The sequence below is a fragment of the Mycobacterium sp. NGS18 genome (assembly GCF_059813185.1).
In genome coordinates this window covers 334640-359717 of the sequence record NZ_JCALEC010000005.1, presented here as the reverse complement: position 1 = coordinate 359717, position 25078 = coordinate 334640, and the positions used below count along the sequence as shown (strand labels likewise).

General features: G+C 70.5%; 23 protein-coding genes and 1 pseudogene. 13 read left to right on the top strand and 11 right to left on the bottom strand.

Features of this window, described 5'->3' with window-relative positions; genetic code table 11:
* Positions 1-4: 4 nt before the first annotated feature.
* From AC5Y31_RS12995 to AC5Y31_RS12985, 3 genes are all read right to left on the bottom strand, one after another.
* A complete protein-coding gene (locus AC5Y31_RS12995; RefSeq protein WP_065026014.1) occupies positions 5-532 on the bottom strand; it encodes an FAS1-like dehydratase domain-containing protein in 528 nt (175 codons plus the stop codon).
* 125 nt (positions 533-657) lie between these two features.
* On the bottom strand, positions 658-1551 hold the full coding sequence (locus AC5Y31_RS12990) for an HAD family hydrolase (RefSeq protein WP_499980769.1): 894 nt from the start codon (positions 1549-1551) through the stop codon (positions 658-660).
* A 54-nt stretch (positions 1552-1605) separates the two neighbouring features.
* A complete protein-coding gene (locus AC5Y31_RS12985) occupies positions 1606-2064 on the bottom strand; it encodes a nuclear transport factor 2 family protein (protein ID WP_065026015.1) in 459 nt (152 codons plus the stop codon).
* Positions 2065-2100: 36 nt separating this feature from the next.
* On the opposite strand from AC5Y31_RS12985, the gene AC5Y31_RS12980 reads away from it, so the two are divergent.
* From AC5Y31_RS12980 to AC5Y31_RS12930, 11 genes are all read left to right on the top strand, one after another.
* Entirely contained in the window at positions 2101-2376 is a 276-nt protein-coding gene (locus AC5Y31_RS12980) for a glutaredoxin family protein (RefSeq protein WP_065026016.1), read from the top strand.
* Positions 2377-2439: 63 nt separating this feature from the next.
* The gene (locus AC5Y31_RS12975) at positions 2440-3819 is read left to right on the top strand and encodes a glutamyl-tRNA reductase (protein ID WP_499980767.1); all 1380 of its coding nucleotides are present in this window, start codon (positions 2440-2442) and stop codon (positions 3817-3819) included.
* Between the two features lie 5 nt (positions 3820-3824).
* On the top strand, positions 3825-4757 hold the full coding sequence (gene hemC, locus AC5Y31_RS12970; RefSeq protein ID WP_064856788.1) for a hydroxymethylbilane synthase: 933 nt from the start codon (positions 3825-3827) through the stop codon (positions 4755-4757).
* 22 nt (positions 4758-4779) lie between these two features.
* Entirely contained in the window at positions 4780-6498 is a 1719-nt protein-coding gene (locus tag AC5Y31_RS12965; RefSeq protein ID WP_499980766.1) for a bifunctional uroporphyrinogen-III C-methyltransferase/uroporphyrinogen-III synthase, read from the top strand.
* Positions 6499-6502: 4 nt separating this feature from the next.
* Positions 6503-7483: a porphobilinogen synthase gene (gene hemB / locus AC5Y31_RS12960; protein WP_499980764.1), complete on the top strand. Its 981-nt coding sequence runs from the start codon at positions 6503-6505 to the stop codon at positions 7481-7483.
* Entirely contained in the window at positions 7480-7911 is a 432-nt protein-coding gene (locus tag AC5Y31_RS12955) for a hypothetical protein (RefSeq protein ID WP_065026020.1), read from the top strand. Before hemB ends, AC5Y31_RS12955 begins: the two co-directional genes overlap by 4 nt.
* Before the next feature lie 57 nt (positions 7912-7968).
* Positions 7969-8973 (top strand): PHP domain-containing protein, encoded by a 1005-nt coding sequence (locus tag AC5Y31_RS12950; RefSeq protein WP_499980763.1) that lies wholly within the window; start codon positions 7969-7971, stop codon positions 8971-8973.
* Between the two features lie 60 nt (positions 8974-9033).
* Positions 9034-9591: a transport-regulating membrane protein Mce1N gene (gene mce1N, locus AC5Y31_RS12945; protein ID WP_499980762.1), complete on the top strand. Its 558-nt coding sequence runs from the start codon at positions 9034-9036 to the stop codon at positions 9589-9591.
* Positions 9585-9875 carry a hypothetical protein gene (locus AC5Y31_RS12940; RefSeq protein WP_499980760.1) on the top strand — a complete coding sequence of 97 codons (291 nt, stop codon included), beginning with the start codon at positions 9585-9587 and terminating at the stop codon, positions 9873-9875. Before mce1N ends, AC5Y31_RS12940 begins: the two co-directional genes overlap by 7 nt.
* Positions 9876-9901: 26 nt before the next feature.
* Complete coding sequence (locus AC5Y31_RS12935; protein WP_499980808.1) at positions 9902-11998, top strand: heavy metal translocating P-type ATPase; 2097 nt, start codon at positions 9902-9904, stop codon at positions 11996-11998.
* Positions 11999-12022: 24 nt separating this feature from the next.
* Positions 12023-12310 carry a hypothetical protein gene (locus AC5Y31_RS12930; RefSeq protein WP_499980807.1) on the top strand — a complete coding sequence of 96 codons (288 nt, stop codon included), beginning with the start codon at positions 12023-12025 and terminating at the stop codon, positions 12308-12310.
* A gap of 5 nt (positions 12311-12315) precedes the next feature.
* On the opposite strand, the gene AC5Y31_RS12925 is transcribed toward AC5Y31_RS12930, so the two are convergent.
* The 3 genes from AC5Y31_RS12925 to AC5Y31_RS12915 are packed head-to-tail and all read right to left on the bottom strand — an operon-like array spanning position 12316 to position 15213.
* Complete coding sequence (locus tag AC5Y31_RS12925; RefSeq protein WP_499980805.1) at positions 12316-13134, bottom strand: alpha/beta hydrolase; 819 nt, start codon at positions 13132-13134, stop codon at positions 12316-12318.
* A 48-nt stretch (positions 13135-13182) separates the two neighbouring features.
* Positions 13183-14169, bottom strand: a complete 987-nt coding sequence (locus tag AC5Y31_RS12920) for an ABC transporter ATP-binding protein (protein WP_065026025.1) — start codon at positions 14167-14169, stop codon at positions 13183-13185.
* Entirely contained in the window at positions 14170-15213 is a 1044-nt protein-coding gene (locus AC5Y31_RS12915; protein ID WP_499980804.1) for an ABC transporter permease, read from the bottom strand.
* 165 nt (positions 15214-15378) lie between these two features.
* Between AC5Y31_RS12915 and AC5Y31_RS12910 the strand changes: the two genes are divergently transcribed.
* Positions 15379-16803: a PPE family protein, SVP subgroup gene (locus AC5Y31_RS12910; RefSeq protein ID WP_499980759.1), complete on the top strand. Its 1425-nt coding sequence runs from the start codon at positions 15379-15381 to the stop codon at positions 16801-16803.
* Positions 16804-16822: 19 nt separating this feature from the next.
* Here the strand turns inward: AC5Y31_RS12910 and AC5Y31_RS12905 are convergent, their stop codons facing one another.
* Positions 16823-18223: a PPE domain-containing protein gene (locus tag AC5Y31_RS12905; RefSeq protein WP_499980757.1), complete on the bottom strand. Its 1401-nt coding sequence runs from the start codon at positions 18221-18223 to the stop codon at positions 16823-16825.
* A 104-nt stretch (positions 18224-18327) separates the two neighbouring features.
* Positions 18328-19569 carry a JmjC domain-containing protein gene (locus AC5Y31_RS12900; RefSeq protein ID WP_499980756.1) on the bottom strand — a complete coding sequence of 414 codons (1242 nt, stop codon included), beginning with the start codon at positions 19567-19569 and terminating at the stop codon, positions 18328-18330.
* Between the two features lie 128 nt (positions 19570-19697).
* Between AC5Y31_RS12900 and AC5Y31_RS12895 the strand changes: the two genes are divergently transcribed.
* Positions 19698-21254 carry a PGRS repeat-containing protein gene (locus tag AC5Y31_RS12895; protein ID WP_499980755.1) on the top strand — a complete coding sequence of 519 codons (1557 nt, stop codon included), beginning with the start codon at positions 19698-19700 and terminating at the stop codon, positions 21252-21254.
* Here AC5Y31_RS12895 and AC5Y31_RS12890 read toward each other — a convergent pair.
* The 3 genes and pseudogenes from AC5Y31_RS12890 to AC5Y31_RS12880 all read right to left on the bottom strand — a co-directional run bounded on the left by AC5Y31_RS12890 (position 21251) and on the right by AC5Y31_RS12880 (position 25069).
* Positions 21251-21632: pseudogene (locus tag AC5Y31_RS12890) on the bottom strand (nitroreductase family deazaflavin-dependent oxidoreductase). The gene AC5Y31_RS12895 and the pseudogene AC5Y31_RS12890 sit on opposite strands and share 4 nt — an antisense overlap.
* 3 nt (positions 21633-21635) lie before the next feature.
* Complete coding sequence (locus tag AC5Y31_RS12885; protein WP_499980753.1) at positions 21636-22019, bottom strand: nitroreductase family deazaflavin-dependent oxidoreductase; 384 nt, start codon at positions 22017-22019, stop codon at positions 21636-21638.
* A gap of 104 nt (positions 22020-22123) precedes the next feature.
* A complete protein-coding gene (locus AC5Y31_RS12880; protein WP_499980803.1) occupies positions 22124-25069 on the bottom strand; it encodes an ATP-binding protein in 2946 nt (981 codons plus the stop codon).
* Positions 25070-25078: the final 9 nt, after the last annotated feature.

Below are 25078 nucleotides of genomic sequence, written 5' to 3'. Positions count from 1 at the left end.
CCGCCTACTTCTTGCCCTGCGCCCGGTCGCGCATCGCTGCGATCGCGGCGATCGTGGCCGCCTCGGTGTCGGCGTCCTGGTTGACCGACTCGCCGAGCATGGTGACGACGCTGGTCACCACCGGCTTGCCCTCGGCGTCGGTGACTTCGCTGCGGACCTCGCTGACCACCGTGCCGTGGGACTCGATCACCGAGTCCAGGTAGGTGTCGAAGTACAGCCTGTCCCCGGCCATGATCGGCCGGTGGAAGGTGAACTTCTGGTCACGGTGCAGCACCCGGGCGATGTTGATCGGGATGTCGAACTTCTCGAAGATCTCCAGCTGGACCTGGCGCCCGGCGACCGCCAGGAACGTCAGCGACGCGACCAGGCCGGGGTGCCCGGCCTCGGTGGCGGCGTCCTCGTCGAAGTGGGCGGGGTGGTCGTCCTTGACCGAGCGGGCGAACTCCCGGATCTTCTCCCGGCCGACCTCGAAGTAGTCCGGGAACCGGTAGTGCGTGCCGATGATTCCCTGCGACTCGGTGTGTACTGCCATGCCGGTCTACCCCTCCGCTCGCCGTGGTGTTCGGCGGGCGGAAGCTTATCAGCGGTCACGCTAGGCGCGCTCGTTCCGGTGCGCCGTGCCTGAATGGCGCACGCGGCCCTCGCGCCCTCCGCGAGCTACGGGCGCTCGTTCCGGTGCGCCACGGCCGCAGCCAGGGCCCCGCCGACCGCCCCCAGCGCCAGCGCCGACGGCACGCCGATACGCGCCGCCCGCCGCGCGGTGCGGAAGTCGCGGATCTCCCAGCCGCGGTTGCGCGCCATCTCCCGCAGCGCGGCGTCCGGGTTGATCGCGACGGCGGTGCCCACCAGCGACAGCATCGGCACATCGTTGAAGCTGTCGGAATAGGCGGTGCAGCGCCGCAGGTTCAACCCCTCGCGGATGGCCAGCGATCGCACCGCGTGCGCCTTGCCGAGCCCGTGCAGGATCTCGCCGACCAGCCGGCCGGTGAACACCCCGTCGACCGACTCCGCGACGGTGCCCAGCGCCCCGGTCAGCCCGAGCCGACGGGCGATGGTTTCGGCCAGCTCGTAGGGGGTGGCGGTCACCAGCCACACCTGCTGGCCGGCGTCGAGATGCATCTGGGCCAGCTCGCGGGTGCCGGGCCAGATCTTGTCGGCGATGATCTCGTCGTAGATCTCCTCGCCCAGATCCACCAGCTCCGACACCGGCCGGCCCTCGATGAACGCCAGCGCCTTGCGCCGGCCGGCCGCGACGTCGTCGCTGTTCTCCCGGCCGGTCAGTTGGAACTTGGCCTGGGCGTAGAGGAACCCGACGACGTCGCGGTAGGTGAAGTAGTCGCGCGCGGCCAGTCCCCGGCCGAAATGCACCATCGACGAGCCCTGCACCAGGGTGTTGTCGACGTCGAAGAACGCGGCCGCGGTCAGGTCGACCGGGGCGGGCGTGTCCTCGTCGGGCAGGTCCTCCAGCGCCCGGTCGGCGCTGGCGCCGCCGACCAGCAAGGGGTCGGCGCCCGCTGCGGAATCCCCGTTGGCCGGGCCCGGTAACGCCATCACCCGACTCCTTCCGCTCGGCATGGGCAGCCGGTTCTCCGGCCGCCGTCAACCCTAACCGGCCCCGCCCCCCAAGACCCCCAGGTGATCGCGCAGATCGCCTGTGAAATCGAGCATCGAGTAGTCCCGGAAACTGAACCGCCAGACGCCGTCGACCCGCTCGAACTCGTCGTGATAGCGGCCGGCGGCGACTATCTGCAGCGGCACGGCGTCGGTCTGTTGCAGCACGGTGTAGTAGGACCGGCACGCCGCGGTGCCGGCCTCCTCGTCGATATCGAGGATCGGGTTGGTGACCACGTGCTTGGTGCGCGGCGTGCCGTCCGGGTGGATCTTGACCAGCCCCCGCCACAGTTGCAGCAGCCCGGCGCTGTCGAGGACGACGCGGCCCTCGGCGTCGGCCTTGATCCGGGCGTGGGTGAACAGCGCCGCGGCGGCGTCCAGGTCGCCGGCGTCCATCAGCTCGGCGTAGCGGTACAGCAGGTTAGTGATCGAGACCGCACTTCCGCTGGGCATATCGAAAAGATAGCCACCCTGCGCCAGACTGAACTCATGACCCGCCCCCAGGTGCAGCTGCTGACCCGCGACGGCTGTCCGGTCTGTGTCGAGGTGCACACCCAGCTGGCGCAGCTCGCCGCTGAGCTGGGGTTCGACCTGCACGCAGTCGACGTCGACGCCGCCGCAGCGGCCGGTGACAGCGCGCTGCGAGCGGAATTCGGCGACCGGTTACCGGTGGTGCTGCTCGACGGACGCGAGCACAGTTACTGGGAGGTCGACGAGCCCAGGTTGCGCGCGGATCTCGCCGAATTTGGTGGGCCAGCGCTTTAGCCTCTACCGTGGAGTGAAGTTTGTTCACGGGTGACAGCAAGGAGCGGACCAGGTGATCTTGCCGTGAGCGTCCTGCTCTTCGGGGTCTCGCATCGCAGCGCCCCGGTCTCCGTACTCGAGCAGCTCAGCACCGCCGAACCCGATCAGGTCAAGATCGTCGAGCGGGTGCTGGAATCGCCGCTCGTCACCGAGGCGATGATCCTGTCGACCTGCAACCGGGTCGAGGTCTACGCCGTCGTCGAGGCGTTCCACGGCGGGCTGTCGGCGGTCGGGCAGGTGCTCTCCGAACACTCCGGCATGTCGATGACCGACCTGACCAAGTACGCCTACGTCCGCTACAGCGAAGCCGCCGTCGAGCACCTGTTCTCGGTGGCCAGTGGTCTGGACTCGGCGGTCGTCGGCGAACAGCAGGTGCTGGGGCAGGTGCGCCGCGCCTACGCCTCCGCCGAGGCCAACAACACCGTCGGCCGGGTGCTGCACGAACTGGCGCAGCGCGCGCTGTCGGTGGGCAAGCGGGTGCACTCTGAAACCGGGATCGACGCCGCCGGCGCCTCGGTGGTGTCGGTCGCGCTGGGGATTGCGAGTAACCAGCTGGGCGACAACGGTTTACAGGGCCGGACCGCGGTGGTGATCGGCGCCGGATCGATGGGAGCGCTGTCCGCGGCGCACCTGGCGCGCGCCGGGGTGAAACGCATCCGGGTGGTCAACCGCTCGCTGTCGCGCGCCCAGCGCCTGGCCCGCAAGATCCGCGAGTCCGGTGTGGCAGCCGAGGCCGTCGCCCTGGACCGGATGACCGCAACCCTGTCCGACGCCGACGTCGCGGTGTGCTGCACCGGAGCGGTGAGCCCGGTGGTGTCGCTGGCCGATGTGCACCACGCGCTGGCCGCCGGTAACCGGGATGAGGCGACCCAGCCGCTGATGATCTGTGACCTGGGCATGCCGCGTGACGTCGACGCCGCGGTGGCCGGCCTGCCCGGGGTGCAGGTCATCGACATGGAGCGGATCCAACGCGAGCCGTCGGCGCAGGTCGCCAGCTCCGACACCGACGCCGCGCACGGCATCGTGGCCCGCGAGGTCGCCACCTACCTGGCCGGTCAGCGGATGGCCGAGGTCACCCCGACCGTGACCGCGCTGCGCCAGCGGGCCGCCGACGTGGTCACCGCCGAGTTGCTGCGGCTGGATCACCGGCTGCCGGATCTGGAGACCGCCCAGCGCGAGGAGGTGGCGCGCACCGTGCGCCGCGTCGTCGACAAGCTGCTGCACGCCCCGACCGTGCGGGTCAAGCAGCTGGCCAGCTCGCCCGGCGGCGACAGCTACGCCGAGGCGCTTCGCGAGCTCTTCGAGCTCGACCCGACCGCCGTGGACGCGGTCGCGACCGCCGGTGAATTGCCAGTAGTGCCCGACGGGATCGACGTCGGCGCCGAAACCGGGTCAGCCGGGTAGACGTTTTGGGTGACGTAATCCGTATCGGTACCCGGGCCAGCGTGCTGGCGACCACTCAGGCCGGGACCGTTCGTGACGCCCTGGTGGCCGCCGGGCACCCCGCGGAACTGGTCCTGATCAGCACGGCCGGCGACCGTTCGTCGGGCCCGATCGCCGACCTCGGGGTGGGGGTGTTCACCGCCGAGCTGCGGGAGGCCATCGCCGACGGCCGCGTCGACGCCGCGGTGCACTCGCACAAGGACCTGCCCACCGCCACCGATCCCCGGTTCCAGCTGGCCGCGATCCCGGCCCGCGAGGACGCCCGGGACGCGCTGGTGGCGCGCGACGGGCTGGTGCTCGGCGAGCTGCCGGCCGGGGCGGTGCTGGGCACGTCGTCGCCGCGGCGGGCCGCGCAGCTTAGAGCATTGGGTCTCGGTTTGGAAATTCGCCCCCTACGAGGCAACCTAGATACCAGGTTGAACAGGGTAAGCAGCGGAGAACTCGACGCCATCGTGGTAGCCCGGGCGGGTCTGGCCCGAGTGGGACGCCTCGATGTGATCACCGAGACGCTGGAGCCGGTGCAGATGTTGCCGGCGCCGGCTCAAGGTGCGCTGGCGATCGAGTGTCGCGCCGGCGACACCGCACTGGCGGCAGTGCTGGCGGAGTTGGACGACACCGACACCCGCGTCGCGGTCACCGCCGAGCGTGCCCTGCTCGCCGAACTGGAGGCGGGTTGTTCCGCACCGGTCGGCGCGATCGCTGAGGTGGTCGAGTCGATCGATGAGGACGGCCGGGTCTTCGAAGAGCTGTCGCTGCGCGGTTGCGTGGCGGCGCTGGATGGATCCGACGTGATCCGTGCATCCGGCATCGGCAGCCCCGAGGCGGCCCGAGAACTGGGGATCTCGGTGGCCACGGAGCTGTTCGAGTTGGGTGCACGTGAGCTGATGTCGGACGCGTGAAGTGACTGGGAGTGGGAAAAAAATGGCTCGCCATCTGAGCGTGCGAGGGCAGAAGCCCAAGCCGGGCCGCATCGTGTTCGTCGGCTCGGGCCCGGGTGACCCGGGCCTGCTGACGACGCGGGCGCGCGCGGCGCTGACGAACGCCGCGCTGGTGTTCGTCGACCCCGACGTGCCCGAGGCGGTGCTCGGGCTGGTCGGTACCGACCTGCCGCCGATCGCCGGGCCGGTTCTGCCGGACCCCAAGGCGGACAAGACCGACGACGCCGACGCCGACGGCACCGACGGCTCTGACGCCGACTCGGACAAGGCCGCCGCCGCGAGCGTTCCGGGCGGGCCCGATATCCGCCCGGCGCTGGGCGAGCCGGCCGAGGTGGCCAAGATCCTGACCGCCGAGGCACGTTCGGGCGCCGACGTGGTGCGCCTGGTGGCCGGCGACCCGCTGTCGGTCGACGCGGTCATCACCGAGGTCAACGCGGTGGCGCGCACCAACGTGGCGTTCGAGATCGTGCCGGGCCTGCCGGCCACCAGCGCGGTGCCGACCTACGCCGGCCTGCCGCTGGGTTCGTCGCACACCGTGGCCGATGTCCGCGACCCGCAGGTGGATTGGGCGGCGCTGGCCGCCGCCCCGGGCCCGCTGATCCTGCAGGCCACCACCTCGCATCTGCCCGAGGCGGCCCGCACCCTGATCGAGTACGGCCTCGCCGACGCCACGCCGTGCGTGGTCACCACGTCGGGCACCACGTGCGCGCAGCGTTCGGTCGAGTCCACCCTGGCCGGGCTGACCGAACCGGCGGCGCTGGCCGGGATCGACCCGGTCGTGCTGCCCAACGGTCAGGAGACCACCGCCGGCACGCTGGTGGTGACCATCGGCAAGACGGTCAACAACCGGTCCAAGCTGAACTGGTGGGAGAGCCGCGCCCTGTACGGCTGGACGGTGCTGGTGCCGCGCACCAAGGACCAGGCCGGCGAGATGAGCGATCGGCTGGTCTCCCACGGCGCCCTGCCGGTCGAGGTGCCCACCATCGCGGTGGAGCCGCCGCGCAGCCCGGCCCAGATGGAAAGGGCCGTCAAGGGTTTGGTGGACGGCCGCTACCAGTGGGTGGTGTTCACCTCGACCAACGCGGTGCGCGCGGTATGGGAGAAGTTCGGCGAGTTCGGTCTGGACGCTCGCGCGTTCTCCGGTGTCAAGATCGCCTGCGTCGGCGAAGCCACCGCCGAGCGGGTCCGGGCGTTCGGGATCAGTCCTGAGCTGGTGCCGGCCGGCGAGCAGTCCTCGCTGGGCCTGCTGGATGAATTCCCGCCCTACGACGACGTTTTCGACCCGGTCAACCGGGTGTTGCTGCCGCGCGCCGACATCGCCACCGAGACGCTGGCCGAGGGGCTGCGCGAGCGGGGCTGGGAGATCGAGGACGTCACCGCCTACCGCACGGTGCGGGCCGCCCCGCCGCCGGCGACCATCCGGGAGATGATCAAGACCGGCGGGTTCGACGCGGTGTGCTTCACCTCGAGCTCCACGGTGCGCAACCTGGTCGGCATCGCCGGCAAGCCGCACGCGAGGACCATCGTGGCCTGCATCGGCCCCAAGACCGCCGAGACGGCAGCCGAATTCGGGCTGCGGGTCGACGTGCAGCCCGAGACGGCTGCGGTAGGTCCACTGGTCGACGCGCTGGCCGAGCACGCCGCCCGGTTGCGCGCCGAGGGCGCCTTGCCGCCGCCGCGGAAGAAGAGCCGGAGGCGCTAGCCGCATGGCTTTTCCGCGGCAGCGTCCGCGTCGGCTGCGGTCCACGCCGCCGATGCGCCGCCTGGTGGCCCAAACCTCGCTGGAGCCGCGGCATTTGGTGCTGCCGATGTTCGTCGCCGACGGCATCGACGAGCCCAGGCCCATCCCTTCTATGCCCGGTGTCTACCAGCACACCCGCGATTCGCTGCGCGCCGCGGCGGCTGACGCGGTGGCCGCCGGGGTGGGCGGGCTGATGCTGTTCGGCGTTCCGGCGGAGGCGGACAAGGACAGCGCAGGCTCGGCGGGCACCGACCCCGACGGGATCCTCAACACCGCGCTGCGCGATCTGGCCGCCGAACTCGGTGAGGCCACCGTGCTGATGGCCGACACCTGCCTGGACGAATTCACCGACCACGGCCATTGCGGAGTACTCGATGACCGGGGCCGGGTCGATAACGACACCACCCTGAAGCGCTACGTGGAACTTGCTGTGGCGCAAGCGGATTCCGGTGCTCACGTGGTGAGCCCCAGCGGCATGATGGACGGCCAGGTCGCCACCATTCGCGACGGGCTGGACGCCGCCGGGCACAGCGACACGGTGATCCTGGCGTATGCGGCGAAGTTCGCGTCGGCGTTCTACGGCCCCTTCCGCGACGCCGTCGCCTCCAGCCTGGAGGGGGACCGCCGCACCTATCAGCAGGAGCCCGGCAACGCCCGCGAGGCACTGCGTGAGGTCACCCTGGATCTCGCCGAGGGCGCCGACATCGTGATGGTCAAGCCCGCCATGGGATACCTGGACGTGATCGCGGCCGCGGCCGCGATCTCACCCGTTCCGGTCGCCGCCTACCAGGTCTCCGGCGAGTACGCGATGATCGCGGCGGCGGCCGCCAACGGCTGGATCGACGGACGAGCGGCGGCACTTGAGTCGCTGGTCGGCATTCGGCGCGCCGGGGCCGACATCGTGCTGAGCTACTGGGCGGCCGAAGCGGCCGGCTGGTTGCAGTGACGGGCCCGGATGTCGGGTCGCAGCCACCGGCGGCGACCCGGCCCACCGACGTCGACACCGGGTTCTGGCTGTGGCTGGCCGCCTTGCCGCTGATGACGACCGGGTATGTGGTGAGTCTGCTGGCCGCGCCGGAGATCGCCGACCTGCCGGTGACCTATCCGATCGTCGGGCTGACCGCACTGGTGCTGGTCGTGGTGGTGGCGACCTTCCTGATGCTGATGCGCTCCGGGTACCGCTGGGCCCGCACCTTGTTGACCGGCGGGGGGATCGGCTCGGTGGTGTACGCGGTGAACGGACTGTCGCACGCCGATGCCCGGCCGGCGGTCGCGGTCACCCTCGCCGTCACCGGCATCGTCGGATCGGTGCTCATCGCCGCCGGAACCTTCCTGCTGCACCGCGCCGACGCCCAGGAGTACTTCACCCGCTAGCCGTGAACAGGAACCGCTTGCCCTCGTGCGGGGGCGCGGTCACGGCAGACTGGGGTCATGGATCCGGTGGAGGCACTGCGCCAGATCGCGTTCTACAAGGACCGGGCCCGCGAGGACCCGCGTCGGGTGATGGCCTACCGCCGCGCCGCCGACGTCATCGAGGCCCTAGGCGACGAGGAGCGGCGCCGCCATGGCGTGGCCGAGAGCTGGCGGTCCCTGCCGGGCATCGGACCGAAGACCGCCGCGGTGATCGCGCAGGCCTGGGCCGGTGCTGAGCCCGACACCCTGGTGCGGCTGCGCGACGAGGCGGCGGATCTGGGCGGTGGGGTGTTGCGCGCGGCGTTGCGCGGGGACCTGCATCTGCATTCGGACTGGTCGGATGGCTCAGCGCCGATCGAGGAGATGATGACCACCGCGGTGGCCCTGGGGCATGACTACTGCGCGCTGACCGATCATTCCCCGCGGCTGACCATCGCCAACGGGCTCTCGCCGCAGCGGCTACGCCACCAACTCGAGGTGATCGACGGGCTGCGGGAGCAGTTTGCGTCGCTGCGGATCCTGACCGGGATCGAGGTCGACATCCTCGACGACGGCAGCCTGGATCAGGAACCGGAGTTACTGGAGCGACTCGACATCGTGGTCGCTAGCGTGCACTCCAAGCTGGCGATGGAGTCGGGCGCGATGACGCGGCGGATGGTGCGCGCGGTCTCCGATCCGCGGGTCAATGTGCTCGGGCACTGCACCGGGCGGCTGGTGACCGGTGGGCGCGGCCGGCGGCCGGAGTCGCAGTTCGACGCTGAGGCGGTGTTCACCGCCTGCCGCGAGCAAAACACCGCGGTGGAGATCAACTGCCGCCCGGAACGACGCGACCCACCGACCCGACTGCTGCATCTCGCACACGAGTCGGGGTGTCTGTTCAGCATCGACACCGACGCACACGCTCCCGGGCAGCTCGACTTCCTCGGCTTCGGCGCCCAGCGCGCGCTTGACGCCGGGATTGCGACCGAGCGGATCGTCAACACCTGGCCGGTCGAGGAGCTGCTGGCCTGGGCGACGGCCTGAGAGCTCAGGTGAAAGATCCACGGTTTTTCGGGTAGCGGCGCCGCGTTAGGCTGACCCGACATGTCTGACCCCGAGCCGACCGCGCCCCCCGCACCGCTGTTCTTCGAAAGCGGTGCCAGCTGGTGGTGGGTGCTGTTCGGGCCGGTCGCGGCGAGCCTGTTGGTGGCGATCCAGAACTCCGGCGGCTACGGGGTGCAGCCGTTGTTGCCCGCGCTGCTGGCGGCGCTGGTCTCGGCCATGCTGGCCATCCAGGTGAAGGCGGCGCGCATCCACACCTCGGTGGAGCTGTCCGCAACCACGCTGCGGCAGGGCACCGAAACGCTGCGGATCGCCGACATCGTGATGATCTACCCCGAGGCCAAGCGGCCCACCGGCTGGGGCAAGCAGCAGCCGGAGAAATGGCAGGAAGCCCGGGCGCTGGGCGAACTGAGCGGGGTGCCGCGCCGCCGGGTGGGCATCGGGCTGCGGCTGACCGGGCGGCGTACGGTGCAGGCCTGGGCGCGTGATCACCGCACGTTGCGGGCGCTGCTGAGCGACCTGGTGCCCCAAGCGGTCCCGCCCGGCGACCTCACCGCGCCGGCGGAGCTCGACGACGATACCGAAGAAACGTCATGGTGAGAGCCCCGATCGTGCGGGGGATCGTCGAGTTGGTCCTGGCCGGGGCCGCGGCGGCGGGCTGCGCGGCGAGCTGGCTGAACGTTCGCTACCTGGTGCTGGTGGCGCCGGTGATCGACGGTGAACCGGCCACCCTCTCGGTGGCCTACCACCCCCGGATGGTGCTGCTGGTGCTGCTGTTGGCGACCGCCGCCGGCGTGCTGGCGGTCGTCGGTACCGCCCGGCTGCGCAGGGCTCGTCGCCGACCGGCACCGGTATACCCCGCGGGGGTATCATCGGCGGGGTGATCACCACCGACCTCGAACTGCGCGGAATGACCTGTGCCTCCTGTGCGGGGCGAGTGGAGCGCGGCCTGAACGCGCTCGACGGGGTCCAGGCCACGGTGAACCTGGCGGTCGAACGCGCCCACGTCGAACACGACCCGAGCGTGTCGGTCGAAGACCTGGTGCTCGCGGTGGAGTCCGCCGGCTACCAGGCCGCGGTGATCGGCGCCGCCCACGAGCACCCGGCCGAACATGCCGACGTGCCCGCCGGACAACTACGCCCCCGGCTGATCGGTTCGGCGCTGCTGGCGCTGCCGGTGGTGGCGCTGTCGATGGTGCCGGCCTGGCAGTTCAGCGGCTGGGACTGGGTGGCGCTGGTCTTGACCACGCCGATCGTGGCGTGGGGCGGCTTCCCGTTCCACCGGGCCGCGCTGCGCACCGCCGTCCACGGTGCCGCCACGATGGACACCCTGGTGTCACTGGGCACCCTGGCGGCCTACCTGTGGTCGGTGGTCGCCGTCCTCACCGGCTCGGGCCACCTGTATTTCGAGGTGGCGGCGGTGGTCACCGTCTTCCTGCTGACCGGCCGCTACGCCGAGGCGCACGCCAAACGCTCGGCGGGTGCCGCGCTGCGCGAGCTACTGGAACTGGGCGCCAAGGACGCCGCGGTCATGCGCCGCGGCGACGACGGCCTCAAGGAGACCCGGGTGCCGATCGCCGAGCTGCGGGTGGGCGACGTCGTCGTGGTCCGGCCGGGTGAGCGCGTCGCCACCGACGGCGTCGTCATCGACGGCGCCACGGCACTGGACACCTCCGCGATGACCGGCGAGTCGCTGCCGGTCGACGCCACCGACGGCGATGCGGTGCTGGGCGGAGTGCTCAACACCACCGGGCTGGTGCTGGTGCGCGCCACCAAGGTGGGCGCCGACACCCAGCTGGCCCGGATGGCCAAGCTGGTCACCGACGCCCAGGCCGGCAAGGCGTCGATCCAGCGGCTGGCCGACCGGGTGTCGGCGGTGTTCGTGCCCGCGGTGCTGGTGATCGCGGCGCTCACCCTGGCCGGCTGGCTGCTGGCCGGACAATCCGCGGCGGCGGCGTTCACCGCGGCGGTCGCGGTGCTGATCATCGCGTGTCCGTGCGCGCTGGGGCTGGCCACGCCGACCGCCATCCTGGTCGGTACCGGCCGCGGTGCGCAGCTGGGCATCCTGATCAAGAACCCGCAGGTGCTGGAGGCCGTCAAGGACATCGACACCGTCGTGCTGGACAAGACCGGAACCGTCACCACCGGTGTGATGGCCGTCGCCGGCCTTGCGGTCAGCCGCGGCGAGGATCCCGACACCGTGCTGGCCCGCGCCGCGGCCGTTGAATCGGCGTCCGAGCACCCGATCGCCGCGGCCATCGTCGCCGGGGCCAAAGCGGCCGGGCTGATGATCGGACCGGTGACCGAGTTCGCCAGCCGGCCCGGCCACGGAGTGACCGGGCTGGTCGACGGGGTGCGGGTCGAGATCGCCCGCTCGGCCGCCGCGCACCAGACCGGGACCGCCGTCGAGGTGTCCTGGGACGGCCGGGAACGCGGAACGATCACGCTGACCGACACGGTGCGGCCCAGCAGCGCGGCGGCGGTGGCCGAACTCAAGTCCATGGGCATCACCCCGGTGCTGCTCACCGGCGACGGCGCGGCGGTGGCGCGCAAGGTGGCCGGCGAGGTGGGAATCGACCCTGCCAACGTCATCGCCGGCGTGCTGCCCGCGGACAAGGCCGACGCCGTCAAGACCCTGCAGGCCGCCGGCCGGCGGGTGGCGATGGTCGGCGACGGCGTCAACGACTCGGTGGCGCTGGCCACCGCCGACATCGGCATGGCAATGGGCACCGGCACCGACGCCGCCATCGAGGCCGGCGACCTGACGCTGGTGCGCGGTGACCTTTTGACGGTTCCGGCCGCGCTGCGGCTCTCGGGGCGTACGCTCCGGATCATCCGGCAGAACCTCATCTGGGCGTTCGGTTACAACGTCGCCGCGATTCCGCTGGCGGCGGCGGGACTGCTCAACCCGATGATTGCTGGCGCGGCGATGGCCGCTTCTTCGGTTCTGGTGGTGACGAACAGCCTGCGACTGCGGGCGTTCTCGGCCGAGCGAAGGAGTGATTAGGTGAGAATCGTTGCTACGTCTTCAGTGGCTGTTGCTGCCGCCGCATGTGCCCTGGCACTGGCCGGACCGGCCGGAGCCGACCCGGCCAACCCCGACCCGTTCAGCCCCAGCGACTGCATCGCCAACGCCAGCGCGGCCTGCAACGCCGGCCCGTACGGACCCGACAGCCTGACCAACCCGGCCAACATCAGCAGCCCGCTGAACCCGGACAACCCGGCCAACATCGACAGCCCGATGAACATCGACAACCCGGCCAATATCAGCAGCCCGCTGAACCCGGACAACCCGGCGAACCCGATGAACCAGCCCTAGGTAAATCAGGAACCCAGCCAGGCCAATTCGGCCGGCAGCTGTCCCCGCCAGTAGGTCACGTCGTGGCCGCCCTGCGTGAACCCGCCGGCCGGCCGCGGATTCAGCTGGCCGACGAAGTGGTTGGTCGCGTAGTAGAAGCTGTCCGACGTGCCGCAGTCGACCCGCAGCGGGATCGGGGCCAGTCGCGGCGCCAGGCTGAAAACCGAGTTCGTCCGCCAGTCGTCGACGCTGTCGAACGCCCCGGCGGGCGCGCCGAAGTAGGTCATGTAGATCGCCGGGCTGATCGCGCAGACCCCGGCGGTGCGGGCCGGGCCCAGCCGGGTGCCCAGCAGCATTGCGCCGTAGCCGCCCATCGACCAGCCCATGAACCCGATCCGCGAGGTGTCGATGCCCTTGTCGGCCAGCATCGGGACCAGCTCATTGAGCACCATCGCCCCGGAATCCTGGCCGTTGCTGTGCGGTCGCCAGTAGGAGTTGCCGCCGTCGACGGCCACCACCGCGAACGGGGGCCGGCCCGAGGCGGTCAGCTTCGCCAGCTCCTCCTCGACCCCGAGATCCATCACCCAGGCGGCGTCGCCGTCCTTGCAGTGCAGCGCGATCACCGGCCGCAGCGGCGCGGTCTGCCCCGGCGGCCGGGCGATGATCCAGTTGGTCTCCACCCCGCCGCGGGCCGCGGACACGAACGACCCGGACTCCCGGGTGGGATAGGCATTCCCGGTGGCCCGCGCCTGACCCGAGACCCACGTGCCCGAGCCGAACAGGCCCGCGGCACCGACCCCGAGGCGCAATGCAGCCCGGCGGGTCAGATCAGCCATGACAGGCATCATCTCGTGACCGCGCACCACGATTGGACAGGCACGCCGCAGGAACGGTCACGTTGATGCAGGGGCGTCCGGAGCCGGCGGGTGACCGAACTGCTCGCGAAACGCCTCCACGGTGTAGCTCACCACCGTCGCCTCGCGGGGCGCGCGGACGGTCGCCGAGCGGGGGATACGAACCATCGGGCCGAGCTGCCCGGCATAGTTGTCCGGCTTACCGATCTTGAGCAGACCCCCGCCGGCATCGGACGACTGCGGTGCGATCTCCACCTCGCCCTCGGTGACGACGTAGATCAGATCCTCCACGGTGCCCTGTTCCAGCAGCACCGCGCCGGGCCCCAGCCGGACCGGTGCCTGCTGGGCGCGTGCCGGGGCGGGCGCCGCGGTCGGTGAGAGCTGGATGACGATGTCGGCCAGCGGCACGATCCGGGTGTCGTGGGTGGCCACCACCACGACGCGGTCACCGGCGGCGAGCACCCGCAGCAGCTGCACGACTTCGTCGGCGCGGACGTAGTCCAGCTGCGCGGTGGGTTCGTCGGCCAGGATCAGCGGCGGGTCCAGGGCCAGGGCCCGGGCCACCGCCACCCGCTGCTGCTGGCCGCCGCTGAGCTGGCCGGGCCGGTGGTCGATCCGGTCGGCCAGGCCGACCCGGGTGAGCAGATCGCGGGCGCGTTCCTGGGCAGACCACTGCGTCCAGTCGGCCGCCCACAGCGGCACCATCACGTTCTCCAGGGCGGTCAGGCTCGGCACCAGGTTGAACGCCTGGAAGACGATGCCGACGGTGCGGCGCCGGTAGGAGGTGATCTCGCGGCGGTTCAGCGTGGTGACCTCGGTGGCGCCGAACCGGATCTCACCGCTGGTCGGACTCAGGATGCCGCCCAGGCACGACAGCAGCGTGGTCTTCCCACACCCGCTGGGCCCGAGCACGACCACCAGCGATCCCGCCGGAATCTCCAGGCTCAGGCCATTGATGGGGCGAATCGGTTCCCCGCCGCCGGTCGCGTATTCGATGACCAGATCGCTGATCCGCAGGTCACCCATTTACGGCCCCCCGAACGCCAGCACCGGGTCGACGGCCACCGCGTGGCGCAGGCCCGCCAGGCTGGCCAGCAGGCCGATGCCGACCGCGGTCAGCATCAGCAGCGAGAACGACGACGACGTCACGGCCACCAGCATCGGAAACGCCGGCCCGATCGCCACCGCCAGGATCCCGCCGAGCACCGCCGCGGCCACCGTCACGATCACCGACTGCAGCGCCAGCCCGGCCAACACCATCCAGGTGGTCACTCCCAGCGCCTTGAACACCGCGAAGTCGCGGGTGCGCTCCAGGGCCGACAGATAGATCAGCGAACCCACGATCAGCGCGGCGACGCCCCACAGCAGCACCGACATGTACGACAGCGCCATCTGCGCCCCGGCCAGCGGGCGCACCATGTCGTCGACCGCGGCGGCCCGGTCCACCACCCGGTAGCCCTCCGGCACTTTCGCCGGGGTGCCCCGCAAGCCGATCGCCGAGGCCACCGGCTGCGCGGAGAACATCAGGCGCTGCGCTCCCGCGACGGTCAGGAAGCCATTGGGTTGCCCGGCCAGCGTCGTCGACTTCTCCACCAGTCCGACGATCCGTAGCTTGTCCGCCCCCATTTCGACGTCGTCGCCGATGGCACGCTTCAGCGTCGTGGACATCGCGACCTCGTTGGGCTCGGTCGGTGCCCGCCCCGAAATGATCGGCGGCATTGCCTCCTTGGGGACGCCGTAGATGTTCACGTTCAGCGGTGACTCGCCGTCCTGCAGGATGGTGTTGCCGTAAACCACCGGCAATGCCGCTTCGACACCGGAGATGCCGGCGACGTCGCCCGCCTCCTTCTGCTCGAACCGCGACGAGCCCATGAACGGACCGACCGCGGCCGTCTGGATCAGATAGCTGTCGATGCCCAGCGAATCGACCACGTGCTCCGCCTCGACCCGGAAGCCGTGGGTCAGCCCGGCCAGCACCAGAGTCAGCGCGAACACCATCGCGGTGCCCACGGCGGCGACGATGAACCGGCGCAGCCGCCACTGCAGGTCGCGCAACGCAGTGATCAGCATCCGCACGCGCGCATGTTATCGCAGCATGCGGCTGTGACCGCCATCTCGGCAGCTGAGCCGGACCCTGCCCCGCAAAACCGGAATCGTAGGCCACGGGGGCGATTTTCGGATAGAAATACACACACGACGGTTTCCGTCGGCGGTGCCCAGGGAGGGGGTCAGTGAATGAGTTACGCTGCCCTGCCGCCGGAGGTCAATTCGCTGCGGATCTACTCCGGCCCGGGCTCCACGCCGATGCGGGCGGCGGCCGCCGCCTGGAGCGCCTTGGCCGCCGAACTGCACTCGACGGTCACCTCCTATGAGACCGTGATCGCCGAGCTGACAAGCCAAGCCTGGCTGGGGCCGGCGTCGGTGGCACTGACGCAGTCCGCTGCGCGGTACGCGACCTGGATGGCCGCCACCGCGGCGCAGGTCGACCAGACCGCGGCGCAGGCCAACGCGGCGGCCGCGGCTTACGAGGCGGCGTTCAGTGCGACGGTGCCACCCACGGTGGTGGCCGCCAACCGAGCCCAGCTGATGCTGTTGGTCGCCACCAACGTGCTGGGCACCAACACCGCGGCGATCGCCGCCAACGAGGCCGAGTACGCCCAGATGTGGGCACAGGACGCCGCCGCGATGTACGCCTACGCCGCGGCGTCGGCGACCGCGACCGGGCTGGCACCATTCCAGCAGCCCCCGCAGACCAGCAATCCGGCCGGGCCGCTCAGTCAGACCGCCGCGACCGGCACGGCGGGGCTGGACGCGTCGTCGTCGAACATCCAGTCGCTCCTGGGCCAGTTGGCCTCGGGAATCTTCGGATCACCGAACACCTCCATGTTGCAGGCGGGGACGGCGGCCGCGGCGGGAGTGGCCCAGGAGACCCCGGCGTTACCCGACCTGATCGGACTGAACCTGATCGCGGCGATTTCCCTGGGCGCGTCGTCGGCCGGCATCGCGCTATCGGCCGGCGCCTGGACGGCGGCGGACGCCAGCACCCGGGAGATCCTCGCCGAGCAGGATCAATTGCAGATGGTGGAATACGAGATCCTGCACAACATCGATCTGTTCTCGCCGTTGACCCCGTCGCGGCCGAGTGGCTTCATCGGGGACGCGCTCTCGTCGGCGTCGTCGGCGTCGTCGGCGTCGTCGGTGTCGTCGGTGACGTCCGCGGCCAGGGGCGAGGCGATCAGCGCCGGGAACCTGTCGGTGCCGATCAACTGGGCCGCCAACGCCCCGGAGGTCCGCACGCTGTCTTACACGACGCCGCTGTCCGGACCGGGCGTCGGCGGCGCACCGGCGGCCTCGCTCGCCGGCGCCGGAAGCGCGTTCAGCCAGATGGCGCTGGCCGGCATGGGCGGCAGCGCGCTGGCCGGCTCGGTCAGCCGCGGCCGCGCCGACGCCGCGCCGGCTCCGGCGAACGTCCCCACGCCGCAACGGACCGCCGGCTCGGCTGCGGATTCGCCGGCCGGTGAGGCCGACGGCGACGGCACCCCCGGGCCGTCGATGATGGGAATCGCCGCGGAGATCCGCGAATTCGCCGAGCTGCGCGATCGCGGTTTGATCACCAACGACGAGTACAACGAGCAGAAGATGCGGCTGCTGGGCCACTGAGACGGTCGGGGTATCTGGATCAGCCCGAGCCTTCGGGGCTCTCCCAGGTGTGCGGCAGCATCGGGGCACTGTCTGTCAGAGTCGTCAAACCCGTTACCGCAGAACCGGTTTCCTGGTGCACGGTGCCGGTGAAACCCAGTTGTCCCGCGCCGCTCGCCGAGTCGAGGTATTCGTAGCGGTTGCCGGGGTCCCTCAGCCCCTGACGGTGCCGGCGCCGGCGGGCCTGACGCTCCGTGGTCGCGGTGACCGCGGCGGCGGCAGGCGCCGGGGAGCGCTGGGCCGCCGCTGGTGCGGCGAGGCGCATCGGGATGGCTGCTCCATAGGTCGGGCCGCTACCGACCAGGTACGGGAAGACGGCGGCTTCCGCTCCGGTGATCGGGGGCGGCATCACCGGGACGCCGCCGGCAGCCGTGGCGGCCGGGGCCAGTGTCGGCGGAGCCATCGCCGGGGGAGTGGCCGAGGCCGGGGCCGACGGGGCGGCCAGCGACGTCGGCGCAGCAGCGGACGCGGCGGGCACCGACGGGCTGGGGGCCGGCAGCGCCGGTGCGGCCGGAACGTTGATGCCGGCCAGCCCGGCGACCGCGGCGAGGCCGGCCAGCGGCGACGCCGGTGCGACCAGGCCGAGCATCGTCTCGGTCAGCGCCGTCACGGTCGGCGCCATCCCCAGGACGATCTCACCGGCGTAATGCGGGGCGATCGTCATCAGCACCGGGTCACTGATCAGGCTGGTCAGCGGATTGTTGCTGGAAAGATCGGCCTGAATGGCCTCGTTGATCTCGGCGATCCGGGTGGTCCACCAGCTCTCCTGGTAGATGTTGCCGAAGTCCTGGGTCTGCTGCTGGTTCGGCCGGTGCTGGTGGTCGCGATGGACGGGGGTGTCGGGGTTGAGCACCGTGGGCGCCGTTGTCGCAGCCGGGGAGGACGCCACGGCCGCACCGGCCACCGCCTGATACGTCGACATCGTGCTGGCCGCCTGCACCCACATCCGGGCGTAGTCGGCCTCGTTGAGCGCGATCGGAATGGTGTTGACCCCGAAGAAGTTCGTAGCCTGCAGCACCGCGTGCACGGCGTGGTTGACGGCCAGTTCGGCCAGGGTGGGCATCGTCGCCAGCGCGGAGGTGTAGGCCGTGGCGGCGCTCTGGTGCCGGGCCGCCAATGCCATCGCGTCGGCGCCGGCTTTGGCCAGCCAGGTCAGGTACGGAACGTTCGCGGCCACATAGGATTCCGCGCTCGGTCCCTGCCACGAGCCGGCCTGCACCGCCGCAAGCATCGTGGACAGCTCCTGCGCCACCGCGGTGTATTCGGTGCTCAACGCGTCCCACATGCCGGCGGCCGCCAGCAGTGGCCCGGCACCCGGACCGCTGCTCAGCAGCGCCGAGTACACCTCCGGTGGCGACGCCATCCAGATTGGTGCCGTCATGGTCACCTTTCCCCGTTGCGAACGCCTAGATCCTATCCTCAAATCAAGAGTAATAACTGGATGTCTGCTGGGAATACGGATTCTGCACCCGGTAATCGCCGCATTTATGGAATCTCCGGTGCGGCTTGGGCGGTCCAGGTGGTCGGCCGCACCAGGAATCCACTCATGATCAGGCTCCGCGCCAGCTCCACCTGTTGGGCCGCCGTCAGCCCGGGCAGTTCGCCGACCCGAAACGGTTCGGTGCGCTCCGAGACGAACCGCAGCGCCGCTTCATGGTCGGGGCGGGCGCTGACGATCAGCTGGGCGAACTGCAGGCCGACGCCCTCGGCGGTGGTGATCACCCGGGAGTACAGCGGCTGCTGCTTGTGCACCACGGTGTCGGTGTCGAGGCCGATGGTGTCGGAGACCTGTCCGACGACCGGGCAGCGGGCGCGCCGCAGCAGGAAGTCCTGCATGGCGCCCAGACCTTCGGCCAGGGCCTCGGGCGCCCCGATGGCGGCCAGCCCGTCCCGGATCAAGCCGCCCAGGTCCGCGCGCACCTGCGGATCATCCAAATGCCTTGCCGGCAAACGGGTGTGCACCGCATCGTCGCGCAGGCTCAGCATGTGCAGGGTGTGGGTGAGCAGGGTGAGCACCGTCGGCACGTGAATGCCCACGGTCAGATGCACCGATGCCTGCGATGTCGTCTCGGCCGAATGCACCCGGCCGCGGGGCAGATACAAGGTGTCCCCGGCGGCCAAATTCAGGCTGGTCGGCTCCGGCAGCCCGGCCGGGTCGGCCTCATGCATCTGCTGCATCAGGTGCGGTGGCACCGGATCGTCGCCGTAGAAGTACCAGCTCTTGCTGCCCTGGATCTGCAGCACCAACACGTCGTGGTGGTCGTAGTGCGGCAGGAATCCTGTCGAGGCTGGCGGGGTGAGGTAGGCGTTGACGTGCGTCGGGAAGTTCAGCTCCACCTCGACCGCGTGGGTCAGCGTCGACATCGGGCGCAAGTACTTCTCGATGTTGTTGCAGATGACCGTGTAGCCGCGGGCCATCTCGGCGTGAACCCGGGCCAGGTCCAGGGTGCCGTCGGCGAGGGTGTACTGCTGCGGCTGCAGATGATCGGCCCCGCGCACCAATCGCACCGCGGACGGCTCGGTGCGCAGCGCGGCCAGGAGCTGTTCGGCCGACGACGGGCCGGCCAGCAGGTCGAAGTAGTCGGCGCTGTCTCGGGCGATGTGATGCGGCGCGGCGCCCCACAGTTCATCGAGGAACGTCTGCACCGTCACCGGTGCTAGCAACCAGGCAAGCGGGGACCCCGGGCCTGAGAAGCCACCACCGGCTGACACCGGCACAAAATACACCCGGCATCCAGTGTCACGCCCCTTGGTATCTGCGGCGACTATCGATCTGTTGATCCGCGCCTGCCCAAAAATGCCGCTTCGAATATCCGTAGTTGTGGAATCCGTACCCGGCTGGATAAGTTCGGTGGATGCCCGGTCGTCGCGCTGTGAACCAGAACCCTCGCCCCTCTCGTGCCGTCGGCGCGGCCACGTCGGTAGGCACGTTCCTGGCGCTCGGGCTCAGCCCACTGACCGCCGCGCCGGCGCGCGCCGACTTCGATGAGTTGTTCTCCCTCGATGGGCTGATGGACGCCTTCGCTGCGGCCGACCCGGGTCCGGGGGCGGCGGACACCCTGGATCTGTCCCAGGTGGGCACCGATCTCTACACCTGGACGTCGGTGGTCGAGGTCGTCTTCGCCGGGCTGATCCAGAACCAGCTTTACGCCACCATCCACGATCTGGGCAATCTGTGGATCATGGGCCCGGGCGCCCTGATCGATCCGATCATCAACCCGCTCTTCGCATTCGACGGGGCCTGCGGCCTGATCTGCCACGGTGTCGACGGCACCGTGGACCACCCCGACGGCGGTGACGGGGGCTGGTTGTTCGGCGACGGCGGCAACGGCTACGGCGCGGGCAGCGACGAGAACATCGCCGCGGGTGTGGTCGGCGGCCACGGCGGTAACGCCTTCATGGTCGGCAACGGCGGGTGGGGCGGTGACGGCGGTTCCGGAGCCGACGGCGGTGACGGCGGGACCGGGGGTTGGCTGCTGGGCAACGGCGGCGAAGGCGGCTGGGGCGGCGACGGACTGGACAGCATTTCCGGCACCGCGGGCAACGGCGGCGACGGCGGGCTCGGCGGCGACGCCATCTCGCTGTTCGGTGCCGGTGGGCGTGGTGGCGACGGCGGCGACGGCGGCTGGGGCAACGGCGGTGGCGACGGCGGCCACGGCGGCAACGCCGGGGACGGCGGAAACGGGGTGGCCGGCTTCGGCGGTCCGGGCGGCTCCGGCGGGTACGGCGGCAACGGCGGGGCCGGCGCCGCCGACCACCCGAGCGGCGGTAACGGCGGGGATGGCGGAGCGGCCGGTAACGCCGGCGACCTGGTGTTCATGGGCAACGCCGGGCCCGGCGGCTTCAGCGCCCCGGGCGGTAACGGCGGCGACGCGCTGGCCGGGTCCGACGGCAACGGTGGCAATGGTGGTCGTGGCGGTGACGGCGGCTCAGGCGGCTACGGCGGAGTCCCCAGCCACGGCCGGGTGGCCGGCGCCGGGGGCAACGGCGGCGCGGCGGGATCGTGGGCCGGCACCGCCGGCAACGGCGGCGACGGCGGCAATGGTGGTCAGGGCATGGTCGGTCACCCGGGCAGCGGTGAGAGCGGCGGCGGCGGCAAGGGCGGCACCGGGGGTGCCGGCGGTGTCGGCACGGTCGGTCATCCCGACGGCGGCGCCGGCGGTGTCGGCGGAAACGGGGGCGACGCCGGGGACGGCGCCGCGGCGGTCGCCGGGGGTGCCGGTGGCACCGGTGGTGCCGGTGGTGCGGCGGCGCCCGGTGGGTCGCTCGGTCCGGGCGGGCCTGGTGGCGACGGCGGTGACGGCGGCAACGGCGTCGAGGCCGGCAAGGCCGGCGCTGCCGGTGCCGGTGGGGCCGGAGATCCGGCCGGGACTCCGGGGCAGCCCGGCGCCCCCGGTTCCGAAACCGGTTAGCCGCGGTCGAGCAGCAGGGTGTGCGCCACTCCGGCGCGCCCGAGCAGCTGGCGCCAGGGCGGCTTCAGCAGCCCGACCGCCTCGGCGGTCGGCACCACCCGCGGGTTGGTGACGGCGAACGTCTTGCTGCTCATCGTGGCGCGTCCGCCCCCGGCGGCCTGCAGGTTCTTCACCCAATCCCGGCCGGTTCCGTAGGGCAGCAGCACCGCGATGCCGTCGGGGGTGTGGAACATCGAGACCGGAGTGCGGTAGGGCTTTCCGGAACGCCGGCCGGTGTGCTCGACGATCGACCACATCGGGACCCAGCCGGAGATCGGTGCGGAACAGCGGGTTGGTCACCACCCGGTTGAACCGGGCGCGGCGCTCGGAGAACTGCACCACTCAGCCCGCCCGGGTGAGCAGCACCGCCTGCTCGAACGGCAGCCGGGCGAAGACCGCCTGTGCCCGGCCGCGCACGTGCGGCATCGCCTCAGCCTTGGTGACCACACGCGGCTCGCTCACCGCGAACGTCTTGCCGTGGCGGCGCATCTTGGCGCCACCTGCGGCGGTGATGTTCTTCAGCCAGTCCCGGTCCGGGCCGTAGGTGAGCAGGATGGCCACCCCGTCGTCGGTGCTGAACACGGTCAACGGGGTCCGGTAGGGCTTGCCGGAACGTCTGCCGACGTGTTCGAGGATTCCGAAGGACGGCGCCCAGCCGGCCCACATCCGCTGGATCGGGTTGGTCACGTGTCGGTTGAACCGGGCCAGCCGTTGCGGTAGTTGCATGAGTGCTATCCAACCGGTTCGGGCCGCCCGAAACTACCCCGAGTTTGTTTCTGGAGGCGCGGCGGTGGCTCCCGTCGCCGATCGGCAGGGATTCGACTCGAGTTTCAGATGTCGCGGGCTGCCGTCCCGGCGTTTGCAAGTGCCGCGGCGAGCTGGTCGCGCGACTCTACACCGAGCTTGCGATAGGTATGGGTGAGGTGGACCTCGACGGTACGCAGGCTCAGGAAGAGTCGTTGTGCGATCTCGCGATTGGTCTCGTTGGCAGCGGCGAGCCGGGCAACTCGCAGTTCACATGCGGTGAGTGCGGCCGGGCCGGTGAGCGCGGTGCGGCGTGGCCGTGCCCCGGCGGCAACCAGTTCCCCGCGGACCTCGACGGCCAGTGACCTGGCGCCGCTTCGGTCCGCCAGATCGAGCCCTTCGCGAAGCACCGGTAGCGAAGCGGAACGGCTCCCGGCGCGACGCAGCGCAGCGCCGTAAGCGGTGAGCGAGCGGGCCAGTTCCAGCACGTTGCCGGCGGACCGCAAGATCTCCACCGATTCGCCGAGCCTGTCGAGGCTGTCTCGGTCCCCGACCAGTCCCAGGACCCGCAGTCCGATGCCGACGGCCCCGGGGGCTTGGAACCGACGCGCGAGTTCGAGATTCTCGGCCGCGAGTTCACGCGCCTCGGACACCTTGCCCAAAGCAAAAAGGACCTGCGTGGCTTCGGCGCGCCAGTGCGCGAATCCCGGGTTGGTGAACCCGTGCTCCGAGAGTGTCGTTCCGCAGCTTTGGAAGTCGGCGAGAGCCTCCGGGAGCCGGTTCTGCCGCCACCGCAGCCTGGCCCGCGCCATGACGACGAAGTGCTCGATGACCATCTCCATCGCGGCGGGTCGCTCCATACCGCGCTCGGACAAGATGGCCTGCGCCTCGGTCAACTTTCCACGTGCGACAAGTGCATCGATGAGAACGGCCGATGCCAATTGTATTTCGGGCACCGTGGACAGATCGTGTAGGTCGAGCGCGGCCCGTCCGGCCTCTTCAGCATCCTGCAACCGGCCGGCATAGAACGCCGAATGCGAACGCAGGGTGGACAGGTACCGGTACCCGCCGATGTCCCCGTGCTGCTGGGTGATGCCGATGGCGCGGTCGAGAAGTTCCAGTGCGTCGGCGTGGTGGTCGGCGATCGACATCCCGGCGCTCGCGAAATTGACCAGAATCCAGGTGTCGGGGCGGGCTGGCAGCTCACCCGCCGCGGCTCGGCGTGCGATGGCGATGGTTTGGTCTGCCGATCGGGTTCCCGATGCGGCGAAGCAGAAGGCGAGCGAGGCGTCGATCAGCCTCCCCGCGCCATGCGCGGCATCATCGGGCTTCGGGATACGTTCGAGCCTGTCGATCCACTCGATTGGTGACTCCATTGCGGCCAGCCCGGCGACGACCAACCCGAGGCGTTCCGGGCGCTGGAGAAATTCAGCTTCCCGGTCGCCGAGTATGCGACGCGATTCGTTGCAGCATTCGGCCAGTTCGGCGGCTCGGCCCATCCGAAACAGCATCAAGGCCTGCTGCAGGAGCAGTTCTGCTCGTAGATCCGCGTCGTCCACCAGGTTGGCCGCCGCGCTCAGCATGCCGGCCGCCTCGGCGGATTTGTTGCCCATTTCCAGTGCTTGCGCGCATTCGACCATGACGGCGAGTCGGTCATCTGCATCCGGTGGTTCGGCCAACGCTCGTTGCAGGCAGGCCGCGGCGATCTTTGGCGCGCCGCGGCCGAGGGCACTCGCGGCCGCCGCGCGCAGTTGTTTGACGATCTGTGGATCGGCGTCCGGCGCGGTCATCAGCAGATGCGGCACGAGGACTTCAGCTGAGACGCCTGTACCTGCCAGCAGTGCCGCGGCGCGTTTGTGATCGATACTTCGGCGCAAATCGGTGCTGTCGGAATAGATCACCGCGCGCACCAGCGGGTGCTGGATGGAGATCGGCCGGGTGCGGGTGATGATGTCCTCGCCGGCGAGTGCCTCAGTGGCCGCCACCGCCTGTTTGGGCGTCAGGTCCGCTAGGACCGAAGCGATGTGCAGGTCGTCGACGGGTCCGAGGATCGTCAGCGCGCGAGCCAGCCGTGTCGGCTCCGGCCCGAGATGGGCCAGCCTTGTCAACACCGCCCGTGCCACCGGGTGCGGTCGCAGGTCGGCGACGCGTGCGGCCTCGGCGGCAACCGGACGTACCCCGGCCGCGCGCAGGGTTCGCAGGCCCTCGGTCAGCAAGAAGGGATTGCCGCCGCTGGCCGTCGCACATGCCCGGCAGAACGCATCGTCTGGGTTGTCGTCGAGGATTTCGCGCACCAGCGAGCCGACGGCCGTTTCGCTCAACGGCTGCAAAGCGAGTCGCTGCGGTGTGAGCCCGGTCAGCGCGAGGTCCAGGCCGCTGCCTGGCGTGGCGGGCCGTCCCGCCAGGACGAGCATGACCGGAAGATCGGTGATGCGCCGGGCCAGGTAGGAGATGAATCGTAGCGATGCCGGGTCCGCCCAGTGCACGTCGTCAATCGTGAGCAGCAACGGGCCTTCAGCTGCGAGGTCGGCGCACACCCAGTACAGGCCGTGCACGATGGCGCCGACGGTCGCCGCGTCAGCGACAGCCGCCGCACCGAACACCGGCGCCGCCAGCCGTGCCGCGCCGGTCAGCGTTGAGGACAGCACCGTCCGCTCGAAAAGTTGCCGAACTACCGAGAACGGCAACTCCTGCTCGAGTTCACCGCTCAATGCGCCCAGCGTTGCAAATCGGTTGTCCCCGGCCAGGTCGCGAACCGCGGTCAGCAGGGCCGTTTTGCCGATTCCGGCGACCCCTTCCACGACGACCACGCATCCGCTGCCGCTGCGGACTTCGGCCAGATATCCGCGCACCAGTTCCAGTTCGCGCTCTCGTTCCAGCAGCGCCATAGTGATCCCCAGTTCCGCTGGCAAAACATTGCGGTCGCTACCACGATGTCTTCCGGCCCGCGATGACCGAAGTTGGCTTCTATGCAGCCAAAGTAAACGCCTCGGATATTGCCGACTTGTTACGACGTCCCAGGTGTTGGCCACCAACGAACG